Annotated in this window: 12 protein-coding genes; 7 read left to right on the plus strand and 5 right to left on the minus strand. The window is 69.7% G+C overall.

What is annotated here, in order from left to right:
• The first annotated feature begins 56 nt into the window (after positions 1 to 56).
• Positions 57 to 983 (plus strand): SDR family oxidoreductase, encoded by a 927-nt coding sequence (locus tag AB0N66_RS37680; RefSeq protein WP_365443729.1) that lies wholly within the window; start codon positions 57 to 59, stop codon positions 981 to 983.
• 2 nt (positions 984 to 985) lie between these two features.
• On the opposite strand, the gene AB0N66_RS37685 is transcribed toward AB0N66_RS37680, so the two are convergent.
• Positions 986 to 1,525, minus strand: coding sequence for a hypothetical protein (locus AB0N66_RS37685; RefSeq protein ID WP_365443732.1), 540 nt, complete (start codon positions 1,523 to 1,525; stop codon positions 986 to 988).
• A 73-nt stretch (positions 1,526 to 1,598) separates the two neighbouring features.
• On the opposite strand from AB0N66_RS37685, the gene AB0N66_RS37690 reads away from it, so the two are divergent.
• A complete protein-coding gene (locus tag AB0N66_RS37690) occupies positions 1,599 to 2,396 on the plus strand; it encodes an SDR family NAD(P)-dependent oxidoreductase (RefSeq protein ID WP_365443735.1) in 798 nt (265 codons plus the stop codon).
• On the opposite strand, the gene AB0N66_RS37695 is transcribed toward AB0N66_RS37690, so the two are convergent.
• The gene (locus AB0N66_RS37695) at positions 2,393 to 3,793 is read right to left on the minus strand and encodes a pyridoxal-dependent decarboxylase (RefSeq protein ID WP_365443738.1); all 1,401 of its coding nucleotides are present in this window, start codon (positions 3,791 to 3,793) and stop codon (positions 2,393 to 2,395) included. The two genes, AB0N66_RS37690 and AB0N66_RS37695, sit on opposite strands and share 4 nt — an antisense overlap.
• 232 nt (positions 3,794 to 4,025) lie before the next feature.
• Here AB0N66_RS37695 and AB0N66_RS37700 point away from each other — a divergent pair, with 232 nt between their 5' ends.
• Positions 4,026 to 4,721, plus strand: a complete 696-nt coding sequence (locus AB0N66_RS37700; protein WP_365443741.1) for a L,D-transpeptidase family protein — start codon at positions 4,026 to 4,028, stop codon at positions 4,719 to 4,721.
• A 109-nt stretch (positions 4,722 to 4,830) separates the two neighbouring features.
• On the opposite strand, the gene AB0N66_RS37705 is transcribed toward AB0N66_RS37700, so the two are convergent.
• On the minus strand, positions 4,831 to 6,030 hold the full coding sequence (locus AB0N66_RS37705) for a Gfo/Idh/MocA family oxidoreductase (protein WP_365443744.1): 1,200 nt from the start codon (positions 6,028 to 6,030) through the stop codon (positions 4,831 to 4,833).
• 216 nt (positions 6,031 to 6,246) lie between these two features.
• On the opposite strand from AB0N66_RS37705, the gene AB0N66_RS37710 reads away from it, so the two are divergent.
• Together AB0N66_RS37710 and AB0N66_RS37715 are read left to right on the plus strand one after the other, a co-directional pair.
• A complete protein-coding gene (locus AB0N66_RS37710; protein ID WP_365443746.1) occupies positions 6,247 to 7,407 on the plus strand; it encodes an ROK family transcriptional regulator in 1,161 nt (386 codons plus the stop codon).
• A gap of 71 nt (positions 7,408 to 7,478) precedes the next feature.
• The gene (locus AB0N66_RS37715) at positions 7,479 to 7,667 is read left to right on the plus strand and encodes a hypothetical protein (protein WP_365443749.1); all 189 of its coding nucleotides are present in this window, start codon (positions 7,479 to 7,481) and stop codon (positions 7,665 to 7,667) included.
• A 56-nt stretch (positions 7,668 to 7,723) separates the two neighbouring features.
• On the opposite strand, the gene AB0N66_RS37720 is transcribed toward AB0N66_RS37715, so the two are convergent.
• Together AB0N66_RS37720 and AB0N66_RS37725 are read right to left on the minus strand one after the other, a co-directional pair.
• Positions 7,724 to 9,106, minus strand: coding sequence for a S1 family peptidase (locus tag AB0N66_RS37720; RefSeq protein WP_365443752.1), 1,383 nt, complete (start codon positions 9,104 to 9,106; stop codon positions 7,724 to 7,726).
• A gap of 130 nt (positions 9,107 to 9,236) precedes the next feature.
• Positions 9,237 to 10,583: an NAD(P)/FAD-dependent oxidoreductase gene (locus AB0N66_RS37725; RefSeq protein WP_365443755.1), complete on the minus strand. Its 1,347-nt coding sequence runs from the start codon at positions 10,581 to 10,583 to the stop codon at positions 9,237 to 9,239.
• A gap of 255 nt (positions 10,584 to 10,838) precedes the next feature.
• Between AB0N66_RS37725 and AB0N66_RS37730 the strand changes: the two genes are divergently transcribed.
• Both AB0N66_RS37730 and AB0N66_RS37735 read left to right on the plus strand, forming a co-directional pair.
• Positions 10,839 to 11,474: an HAD family acid phosphatase gene (locus AB0N66_RS37730; protein ID WP_365443758.1), complete on the plus strand. Its 636-nt coding sequence runs from the start codon at positions 10,839 to 10,841 to the stop codon at positions 11,472 to 11,474.
• A 56-nt stretch (positions 11,475 to 11,530) separates the two neighbouring features.
• On the plus strand, positions 11,531 to 11,917 hold the full coding sequence (locus tag AB0N66_RS37735; RefSeq protein ID WP_365443761.1) for a PPOX class F420-dependent oxidoreductase: 387 nt from the start codon (positions 11,531 to 11,533) through the stop codon (positions 11,915 to 11,917).
• Positions 11,918 to 11,959: the final 42 nt, after the last annotated feature.

An 11,959-nucleotide genomic window follows, 5' to 3' on the forward strand; every position in this document is an offset into this window, starting at 1 on the left:
CGTAGGGACGCATGCGTGAAGGCATCGCGTGAGATCTACGAGCACGGAGGTCGGACATGTCGGGGCCGCTGCAGAACACGTTGGAAGGCAAGGTCGCACTCGTCGCCGGGGCGACGCGGGGCGCCGGTCGCGGGATCGCCGTGGAGCTCGGTGCGGCCGGTTCCACCGTCTACGTGACCGGCCGCAGCACGCGCGCGAAGCGATCGGAGTACGACCGCCCCGAGACCGTCGAGGACACGGCGGAGCTGGTCACGGCGGCGGGAGGCCGCGGCATCGCGATCCCCACCGACCACCTGGTCCCGTCCGAGGTCGAGGCCCTGGTCGCCCGTATCGCGGACGAACAGGGCCGCCTCGATGTCCTCGTCAATGACATCTGGGGCGGCGAGACGCTCTTCGAGTGGGAGTCGACGGTCTGGGAACACGACCTCGACAAGGGCCTCAGGCTGCTGCGCCTCGCCGTCGAGACCCACGCGATCACCAGCCATCACGCGCTGCCCCTGCTGCTCCGCAACCCCGGCGGCCTGGTCGTGGAGATGACCGACGGCACCGCCGAGTACAACCGGAACACCTACCGGGTCTCCTTCTTCTACGACCTCGCCAAGTCGTCCGTCCTGCGCATGGCGTTCGCACTGGGCCACGAACTGGGCCCGCGCGGAGCCACCGCGGTCGCCCTCACTCCCGGATGGCTCCGCTCGGAGATGATGCTCGAGACCTTCGGCGTGACCGAGGAGAACTGGCGCGACGCCCTGGAGCGCGTCCCGCACTTCGGTATCTCCGAAACACCCTTCTACGTGGGCCGCGCCGTCGCCGCGCTGGCCGCCGACCCGGACGTCGCCCGCTGGAACGGCGACTCACTCTCCAGCGGACAACTCGCCCAGGTGTACGGCTTCACCGACCACGACGACAGCCGCCCTGACGCCTGGCGCTACATGGTCGAGGTCCAGGACGCGGGCAAGACGGCAGACACGACGGGGTACCGCTGAGGTCAGGCGCGTGCGCTGGGCGGCGGGACCTCCCATCGTGCCGAGTGGCCGGGCGGGAGCGCCAGATCCCTGCGGACCGCCGCGTAGTACTCCTCGCGCCCGGCGCGCCGGCGGTCCAGCAGGACCTGCCATGCCTGCGGATCGTGGACGCGCTCGCTCAGGAACCGTTCCATCTCGATGACCGAGAGGACCCAGACCCGCGCCTTGTCCACCACCTCCTGTGTACCCAGCAGCAACAGTGTCTCGCCCGCCGGGTCCCGGCCGACGGTGGCCTCGGCCAGCAGAGGGGCGGCATCCTCGGGGGACAAAGGGTGCGGGTGAGGGTCGTTCCCGAGGTGGGAGGCGATGCGGTACGTCAGAGTGACGGCCTTCTTGAGGGACGTCGCGTAGTCCGAGTACACCGCGAGCCGCCGTTCCTCCCAGCGCGCCGCCCGTTCGCGCCGGAAGCGGACCTGTTCGCCTCGCATGACGGCCAGATAGGAGCCGAGAGCACCGACGACCACGCCGATCAGCGCCGGGAGTTGTTGTATGAACGCGGACATGGGCGCACGGTATCCGTGGACTTGAGCGCAGGGTATCTGTCGCCCTGACGATCTCGGCACTACCGTCCGTCGCATGACTGCGATGAGGCGTTTCGAGGGCTATGGGGTTCTGATCACGGGGGCGGCCCGGGGTATCGGCGCGGCCACCGCCCGTAGGTTGGCCGAGGAGGGTGGCCAGGTACTCGTCACCGATGTGGACCTGGCCGAGGCGGAGAAGACGGCGGCGGCGATCCGCGAACTGGGCGCGCGGGCCGAAGCGTTCACCTGTGATGTGGGGGAGCGGACGTCGGTCGAGGCGGCTGTCGCGTACGCCGTGGACGCCTTCGGCTCGCTGGATGTGCTGGTCAACAACGCGTACGGCTGCACCCCTGATGCCCCGCTCTTCGAGGACGAGCCCGACGAGGTGTGGGCCCGCGACCTCGACCTCACCCTGACCGGTGCCTACCGCTGCTCCCGCGCGGCCCTCCCGCACCTGGTGGCCTCGGGCCACGGCGCCGTCGTCAGCATCGGCTCGGTCAACGGCCTCCAGGACTTCGGCAACCACGCCTACAGCGCCGCCAAGGCAGGCCTGGTGTCACTCACCCGCACCCTGGCCGGGCACGCGGCCCCGCGTGGTGTGCGCGTCAACCTGGTGGCACCGGGCACGGTCCGCACCAGGGGGTGGGAAGGACGCGAAGCCGATCTTGAGACGGCGGCCGGGCTGTATCCACTGGGACGGGTTGGCGAGCCGGAGGACATCGCGGCCGCCGTCGCTTTCCTCGCCTCCCGGGACGCGGCCTGGATCACCGGCACGACGCTGTGCGTGGACGGGGGTCTGCTGGCGGTCAACACCGGCTTCCGGCAGGCGATCCGGCAACGGGGCGACTCTTAGGACCGTCCGACACCACTGTGGACCTTCAGGGCTTCGAACACCCGATCCGCATCGGCCTCGGACGTACGCCAGTTGCTGAACGCCGCCCGCAGCGCATGAGTCCCGGCGTAGAACGTCGGCGTGACGAAGGCTTCGCCCGAGGCGGCGATCGACCGGGCGAACTCATGCACCCGCTCCTTGCCCGCGTCCTCGGCGAGCGTGAAGCAGACGACGTTGAGCCGGACCGGCGCGAGGAGTCTCAACCGCGTTTCCTGCGCGATGCGTTCGCCCAGCTGCCGGGCGAGTGAGACGTTCCGTTCGACGATCTCGCGGTGCCCCGCACGTCCGTACGCCGTGAGCGCGAACCAGGTCGGCAGGGCGCGCAGCCGGCGGGAGTTCTCCGGTGTGAGATGGAGGAAGTCCGGGTCGCCGGTGGGCAGGCCGAGATAGGGCGAGGCGTTGTGGAAGACCCGCACCTGGAGGTCCCGGCGCCGGGTGAACTGGACGGCCGCGTCGTAGGGGACGTTGAGCCACTTGTGCAGGTCGACACAGACGGAGTCGGCCGCGTCGAGGCCCTCGACGAGATGCGCGTACGAGGGCGAGAGCGCGGCGAAGCCGCCGAACGCGGCGTCCACGTGCAGCCAGAAGTCGTACCGCTCCTTGAGCGCGGCGATGGCCCGCAGATCGTCGAAGTCGACGGTGTTCACGGTCCCGGCGTTCGCCACGACGATCGCCGGGCGGCTGCCCAGCGCGTCGAGGGCGGCGGCAAGCTGCTCGACATCGATCGCCTCGCGATTCCCGGACAGCACGGGAACCGAGCGCAACCGGTCCCGCCCGATGCCGAGCACGGACAGCGCCTTGGTGACGCTGGAGTGCGGACTGCCGGACAGCACATCGACCGGACCGAGCGCAGCCGCGCCCTGCTCCGACACGGACACCCCCTGGCGCTCGCCGAGCCACTCCCGCGCGATGGCCAGACCGACCGTGGTGGAGACGGTCGCCCCGGTCACGAAGGCACCGCTGTGCTCCTCGCTCAACCCGAACAGCTCGCGCAGCCAGCCCAGCGTCTCGTGCTCCAGGGCGGTCGCGGACGAGTCACCGCCACCGGACGCGTTCTGGTCGTACGCACTGGTCAGCCAGTCCCCGGTGAGCGCGGCCGGCGTCGCGCCACCCGTGACGAAGCCGAGATAGCGCGGGCCGGCTGAGCCGGAGAAGCCCGGGGCCCAGCGCTCGGCGAAACGGGCAAGGGCGCCTTCGGTACCGGTCCCCTCGGCAGGCAGGGGCTCGCGGTCGGGCGCCTTGCCGAGCTGCGCCACAGGACGGTCGGCCAGCCCGCTCACCTCCTCCGCGGCGAAGTCACGTGCGGACTGGAGAAGCTCGGGGAGCCGGTCGAGGTCGTCGGCGAGTGTGCGATGCATGGCGGCAGGGTAGGCGGACGGCACGCGAGAATCCCGGTCCAATTGAGGGAAACTGGTCCAGTGCACGGCACGGCTCACGCGGGCGGTGGATCTGCTCAGGGGCTGCTCGGCGCCGGACAATGTCACCGTTTCGTCGCAGCCTGACCAGCCCCTACAACGCACACCCGCCGACGCGGGTCTAGCAGTCGGACATCGCGAAAGATGCGAAGAGAACGCAAGGGAAAGGTCCGTCATGGGGGACATACGCAGACGCGGAGCCATCGCGCTCGGCATCACCGGACTGGTCGCGCCGCTGACACTCGTGCTGGGCGCGGCGCCCGCGCAGGCCGCGAGCTGTACGACGAGCGTCGGCCCGTACCAGAAGCAGGTCGAGAAGTTCCTCGGCCGCCCGGTCGACGGACGGCAGTCCACCGCCGACTGCAAGGCGATCCAGGCCTTCCAGAACAAGCACGGCATCACCCCGAACATCGGGTACGCGGGATCCGTCACCTGGGGCGTGATGGACCTGATGAACAAGCAGAAGGCCGTCGGAAACAAGCCCAACAAGGACGGCAAGTGCCCGGTCAACAAGGGCCGCATCGCCTGCGTCAACCTCACGCTCCAGCTCAGCTGGATCCAGGACGGCAGCAGGCTCGTCTACGGGCCGGTGCCCGTCCGCACGGGCCGCAACAACTACGAGACCCGCACCGGGCTGAAGAAGATCTACTGGCGGGACATCGACCACGTCTCCAGCATCTACGACGTGCCCATGCCCTACAGCCAGTTCTTCGACGGCGGCCAGGCCTTCCACTCGGTCGGCCTGAGCATGTGGAATCCGCCGGGCTCGCACGGCTGCGTCAACATGACCACGGCCACCGCCAAGAAATACTGGTCGCTGCTGAAGAACGGCGACGACGTCTACGTGTACGGCCGCAAGCCGGGCACCTGACGGCACCCGGCCCGAGACCGGTCGAAGGTCACACCGGCCCGAGACCGCCCGGAGGTCACACCGGCCCGAGACCGTCCGAAGGTCACGCCGACGCCACACCGACCGGAGGTCACACCGGGGCGTCCCCGAAGTCCGGGATGTCCAGCCTGACCCCACCCTGCCGCGCGGACTCGTGCGCGACGATGCCCGGCAGGGTGTAACGGGCGGCCACCCACGCGTTCACCGACGGCAGGCTCCGGGTGTTCACCGCGGTCACGAAATCGTCCGCCAGGAAGTGGTGGCTGCCCTCGTGTCCGTTGTGGAGGTGGTCGAACTCCCGGGGCAGCCGCGCCCGGTCGTGCACGGGCGCCGACCCGGACGTGAAGACGGCTCGCAGCGCGGGCGCGATGTGCTGGAGCGAGGGATCGTCAGGCGCCAACGTCTGTTTGGGCTCCAGGAGTTCGCTGATGTCCCGCACGCCCTTCTTGTCCTGCCACAGGGCCACCGTGGCGAGCTGCTCCATGCTCGCCTCCGTGCCGAAGAACCGGAAACGCGACTCCCTGATGTGCGAGGGATAGCCGACCCGCCGGAACTCGTTCGTACGGAACGCGCCGCCGCCCGCGACCTCGAACAGGGCGGTCGCGTTGGAGAAGTCGTTCCCGAACTGGCTGACCTCCTCGTCGAACACACCGTCGCCGCGTTGGTCGCGCACCCCGATCGCGGACACGCTCACCGCGTGCGTCCGCCAGGCTCCGAGCACCCCGCCCACCGAGTGCGTCGGGTACAGGAGCGGGGGATAGCTGGCGGTCGCCTTCCAGTTCTCGCCGCCGCTGTACTGGTACGCCTCGTAGAACCCGAGATCCATGTCGTGGACGTAGTCGCCCTCGGCGTAGAAGATCCGGCCGAAGGCGCCGTCGGCGATCTGGTTGCGGGCATGGACCGTCGCCGGGTTGTACTGGCTGGTCTCGCCCATCATGTACGTCAGTCCGGTCGCCCGCACGGCGTCGATGATCGCCGCGATCTCGTCCGTGGTGATCGCCATGGGCACCGCCGAGTACACGTGCTTTCCGGCGTTCAGCCCCTGGAGCACCAGCGGCCCGTGGGTCCAGCGCTGGGTGAAGATCGCGACGGCGTCCACCGACTTCGACTCCAGCATCGCCTCGTACGAGGGGAAGGTGCCCGACAGCCTTTCGGCGGCCGCGAGTTGCTCCGCCCGCTCCGGCAGGAGATCCGTCACGAACACCTCGTCCACGCCCGGATGGGCGAGGAACAGCTTGGCGAACTGGCCCGAGAACTGCCCGGCTCCGACAATGCCGAGAGAGAACGTCATGCGGGTGACACCCTTCGCTGTGGTCGCCTGCTTACGGGTGGGACCGGGCCGGCCCGCCGAGTAGGCAGACCGCGACTCGCCCCGGCTACTTACTTTTGACTCGGAAGAATCCTGGCGTCAAGAGTCAGGTAGGAGTCTTTGCCTGACCTGGATAGGCGACTTATGGTGACCTCGTTACTTCCAAGGCGAAAGAAAAACTCGGGGAGTCAGACGCCGATGACCACATCTGCCGACGGTTGGCCGCCGCTGAGTCCCGGCGAGCGCGCGGTGGCGATCGAGGTGCTCGTCCACGGTCCGCTGTCCCGCAGTGAGATCGCGCGCCGGCTCAACCTCTCGGCCGGCAGCCTCACCCGGCTGACCAAACCGCTGATCGAGTCGGGCCTGCTGATCGGGTCGGCGGAGGACTCCGTACCCCCCGAAATACGGCAGGGCCGTCCCTCGCAGCCACTGGACGTCGTCGCCGAGTCCCGCTTCTTCGCCGGATTCAAGATCACCGGGGACATGGTCTACGGCGTCGTCACCAGCCTCAGGAGCGACATCGTGGCTCGCCGCGACCGTCCGCTCACCACGCACGAACCGAGCCAAGTCGCCGATCTGCTAAGGGAGATGACGGAGGGGTTCGCCCGTGACTTTCCCCGCCTCGCCGGAATCGGCATCGGCGTGGGCGGCCGTGCGGAGAAGCGTGCCGTCGTCGCCGAGTCGGCCTTCCTCGGCTGGAGCGACGTCCCGCTGGCCCAACTCGTCGAGGAACGCACCGGCTTGCCGGTGGTCGTCGAGAACGACGTCGCCGCCCTGGTCGAAGCGGAGAGCTGGTTCGGCGCGGGGCGTGGCCTGGACCGCTTCGTCGTCCTCACCATCGGCGCCGGGATCGGCTACGGCCTTGTCCTCGGCGGCAAACGAGTCGCGAGCGCCGAGGACGGCAGGGGCGTCGGCCGCCACTGGCCGGTGAATCCTGACGGCCCGCTCACCCCCGACGGTGGCCGTGGCAGCGCCGTCTCACTGCTCACCATCCCCAGCATCCGCTATCAGCTCCGTGCCGCCACCGGCCACGACATGAGTTACGAGGAGATCCTCGCCGGCGCCGCCGCCGGTGACCCCATGGCTTCCCGGGTCGTCGACGAGGCGGCCCGGGCCCTCGGCACCCTGGTCGCACAGATCGCCAACTTCGTCATGCCGCAGAAGATCCTCCTCGCCGGGGAGGGCGTCGGGCTCGTCGACGTGGCGGGCCCGCTGGTCGAGGAGACCATCCTCGCCGGCCGCCATCCGCAGGCCGATCCGGTCCACCTGGAGACGAAGGTGTCCGACTTCCACGACTGGGCGCGCGGAGCCGCGGTACTGGCGATCCAGGTGCTGGTCCTGGGGTCGGCGGAGGCGTGAGTGATGAGCTTCACGGTCCGGAATGTCGCCCGGCGTACCTTTACTCACATCGTCTTCACGCCAGGTTCCGTATGCTTCACACCATGTCCACCACTCCTGAACCCGCCTCCGAGCGGTCCGCCACCGAGGTCAATGAGGAGATCCGAGCCCTCTGGTTCCGAACCGGCGGGACGCTGAGCATGGACGAGCGCCGGGAGTACCAGCGGCTCGTCCTTGAGTGGTCGGAAGCCGCCCCGCACACGCCCACCCGGGCCGCGTGACGAGCCGGGCATCAGCCCCCGTACTGCGAACCGCCCGCTGTCCCATGTGAGCCGAGTCACCCCCAACTCTGCGAGTACTGCCGCCGATAGCGACTGCGGTCCTGCTCCGAGCGGATATAGCGGGTGGCCACCAGCGCGACGATACTTCCCGCGATGACCAGGAGTCCCGGGCCAATGTTCCTGGGATCCGTGAGGCGTGTGATGAGCGTCTCGGCGGCGCCGGCCGCGCCCACCGACTCGACAGAACCTGGCGCGGCGGAGCCCGGCGCGGCAGCCGCCCCCTGCGGGGCCGAGGTGGACGGCGGGGTGGATGCCTGGGCCGCGGGATCGGCGGAGGCCTGCGGCAGTCCGGCCAGCGTCACACCGAGCTCCGTCAGCGCCGTGGTGACCGGCTGGAAGAACGTCGTACCGCCCGCCGTGCAGTCACCGTTGCCACCCGAGGTCACGCCGAGCGCGATGCCCTCGGAGAACAACGGGCCGCCGCTGTCGCCCGGTTCGGCGCACACGGTGGTCTGGATGAGCCCGGAGACGGTGCCCTCCGGGTAGTTCACCGTCGCGTTCAACGCCGTGACCTGACCGTCGCGGAGCCCGCTGGTGCTGCCGCTGCGGAAGACCCGCTGGCCGACGGTCGCATCGGCGACGCCAGAGATCCGTACGCCCTTTCCGCCGCCGATGCCCACGATGTTGTCGCCTTGCGGGGCCTGGCCGTTGGCGTACTGAACGAGGGAGTAGTCGTCGCCGGGGAACGATGTCGTGATCGTCTGGCCGACCTGCTGCGTGCCCTGGTTGTCGGCGAACCACAGGGACCCGGCCGGCCCGCAGTGCCCGGCTGTGAGGATGAACTCGCCCTGCCCGTTGGTCACGTTGAAGCCCGCCGAACAGCGGCCGCCGGTCGAGAGAAGGGGATCGGCGCCGTTCAGCCGTGTGGTGAACGTGCCCTCGGTCCGCTCCATGCGCACGGAGTCACCGAGGTCCTCGGCCAGTGTCGTCATACGCGACCAGTCGGAGGCGGAGACCGTGCTGTCGGCCCGCACCACCACCTCGTTGTTCGTGTAGTCGACGGCCCAGGCGGTGCCCGCCACCCGGGGCGCCGAACTCAAGGTCTGCGTAGCGGACTTGAGGTCCTGCATGCTGTGGTCCACGACCTTGGGCCGGGCACCCGCCTTCTTCACCTCGGCCGCCGCGCCCGTGTCGGTCACCGCGACGACAGGTTGCCCGTCGTCGGCGATCCAGCTGCCGGCCGTACGGGAGGCTCCCAGCGTGGACACCAGCTGAGCCCCTCTGTCCGCGGCGGCCTGGGCCGAACTCTCCGTGGCACCCGACGGGTCGGACGGTTCGCTCGCCATAGCGCGCGACACCATCAGGCCCCCGCAGAGCAGCCCCCCGACGGCCGCTATCCGCGCCCCCCGTTGGACGATCCGTCGTCGTGCGTGCCTCATCCATGGGCTCCCGAAGCCGAACACCACCGGCGTTCACCGCCGCCGGGGGCTCCGGTCGAGAGCCCTCCCTTCATACGTGCGTCCGTGTCCGGGCGTTCACGGGCTCGCCCTGCCCGTCAAGAACCCTCTGTCAGGCGCGAGTTCGGGCCGCCACCTCCTCCGCAGTCAGATACACGTCGGTGTGCTCGAAGTCCCGCAGCGTTCCCTCACGATCCGCGAGGAAGCCGGTGCGGACGAAGTCGTCGCCCGCGACCGCGTTGAGGAGCCAGTTGGCGCCGGTACGGAAGCGGGCCGCGCCGGTGCGCAATGCGTACAGGTGGTAGCCGCGGGCCACCACCTGCGCGGGCATGCCTTTGAGGCCGATACCGAGCGGCTTGGACACCGCGTCGTGGCCGCCGAGGTCGACGACGAGACCGAGGTCCTTGTGCTTGTACGGCGTCGCGGGCAGCCCGCGCAGCAGCGCCGTGAGGTTCTTCGCCGCGTGCCGGCCCTGCCGGGCGGCGTGCTGGGCGGTCGGCACGCAGTACGAGCCGTCTCCCTTGGCCAGGTCGGGCACAGCGGCCGCGTCGCCCAGCGCGAACACGCCGTCCAGACCCGGCACACGGAAGTCGGCCTCGGCGAGGATCCGGCCGCGTACGGTCTCGGCGCCCAGCGAGTCGACGAGCGGACTCGCCGCGACACCGGCCGTCCACACCAGCGTCCGCGAGGGCAGCACCCGGCCATCGGTGAGGGTGATCTTGTCCTCGGTGACGGAGGCGACGGAGACCCCCAGGGAGATCTGCACCCCACGCTTGCTCAGCATGCGCAGCGCGCTCGCGCCCAGCTTGTCGCCGAGCTCCGGCAGCAGATTGGGCGCGACATCGATCAGGTGCCACTTGATCAGGGCGGGGTCGAGACGCGGGTGGTACCGCTTGGCCGCCGCGGTCGTGAGCCGCTGCAGACAGGCCGCCGTCTCCGTGCCCGCGTAGCCGCCGCCGACCACCACGAACTGCAGCCGGGCCGCCCGCTCGTCCTCGTCCGTCGTGGCCGCCGCCAGGTCGAGCTGGGCGATCACGTGGTCGCGCAGATACGCGGCCTGGGACAGTGTCTTCATGCCGCGCGCCTCGTCGAGGAGGCCGGGGATGTCGAAGGTCCGGGTCACGCTTCCCGGCGTGAGCACCAGATAGTCGTAAGGCAGGTCGACGAGCTCGCCGGTGATCTTGCGTACGACGCACACCTTGGCCGCCGGATCCACCCCGATCACCCCGCCCGGCACCAGCTCGGTGCGGCGCAGGATTCGGCGCAGCGACGGCGCCACCGACTGCGGCGTGACGACACCGGCGGCGACGTGCGGCAACAGTGGCAGGTAGAGCTGGTAGTCGTTCGGGCTGATCAGGGTGATCCGGGCGTCGCCGGGGGCGAGCGCACGCTCGAGTCCCCGCGCGGCCTCGACTCCGGCGAATCCGGCGCCGACGATCACTATGTTCGGTGCGTCCATCCGAGCAGCCTCTCTCCGTGTGCCTACTACCGCGGCCCGCCGACCGCGAGCCCAGGCTCACACGGGACGCGCGCGCGTGCCACCCCACAACGGAGGCCGTAGACCGCGTCGGAGGGGTTCTCTGCCGGGCGGCGGGGAGATTCTCTACCTGTGAGTAATTTCAATTTTGCCCCGCCGTTCACAATGAGGCGTGATCATGTCAGGAGCGGCGACGGGTGAGGCTCGTTCGCCGCTCCTACTTGAAAAGAGGACGGCATGACAGGACGCGGTGTGGGGCGCCGGATCGGCGCTGTGTCGGTGGTAGTGGCACTGGGGATCGGAGGGACGGTCACCGCCGCGGGGACCGCCGGCGCGATACCGGCCCAGACACCGGCGAGCGTGACGGCGGCGGTCGACGTCGACTACGCCACCTGGCAGCAGGACGTCCAGGCCGTCATCGACCAGGCCACGCCCTACGTCGAGCAGCGCACCGCGCTCGCGGGCGGGCAGAAGCTCGCCCTCGTCTTCGACATCGACAACACCACGCTGGAGACGGACTTCCACCCGTGGTACGAGCTGCCCACCCCGGCGGTCCAGGCCTCGCTGGAACTCGCCGAGTACGCGAAGTCGCGCGGAGCCGCCGTCTTCTTCATCAGCGCCCGCCCGGGCATCATCTACAGCCTGACGAAGTCGAACCTGACGTCCGTGGGCTATCCGGTCGACGGCCTCTACGTCCGCGACCTGCCCGACCTGTTCGCCGAGGTCAGCGCGTACAAGACCGGCAAGCGCGCGGAGATCGAGTCCCTGGGCTACACGATCATCGCCAATGTCGGCAACAACGACACCGACCTCGTCGGCGGTCACGCCGAGCGCACGTTCAAGCTGCCCGACTACGACGGCCAGCTGTCCTGAGTCCGACTGCTTGCCGAGTCCGACTGTTTCCCTGGTCCACTGCTTAGACTTCCGTCATGGACGAGGCCTCGCTGGACACGCTCGGTTCGGGCAAGTATGTGCTCATCACCAGTTACCGCAAGAACGGTACGGGTGTCGCGACGCCGGTGTGGGTGGTGCGGGACGGCCAGACGCTCGGCGTCTGGACGCCCGCGGACAGCTGGAAGGTGAAGCGGATCCGCAACCGGGCCGACATCCTGGTGGGCCCCTGCGATGTGCGCGGCAGGCCGACCGGTGACTCGACCCCGGCCACGGCCGAGATCCTCGACGCGGCCGAGACCGCCCACTACCGCCGACTGCTCACCCGCAAGTACGGCATCCTCGGCCGCATCACCATCCTGGGCAGCCGCCTGCGGCGCGGAGAGAGCGGGACGGTCGGGATCCGCATCACGCCGACCCCCTGACGCACGTGCGAGGGCCCGGCGCACGCCGGGCCCTCGCACCGC

Source organism: Streptomyces sp. NPDC093544, assembly GCF_040683495.1.
Taxonomy (GTDB): domain Bacteria; phylum Actinomycetota; class Actinomycetes; order Streptomycetales; family Streptomycetaceae; genus Streptomyces.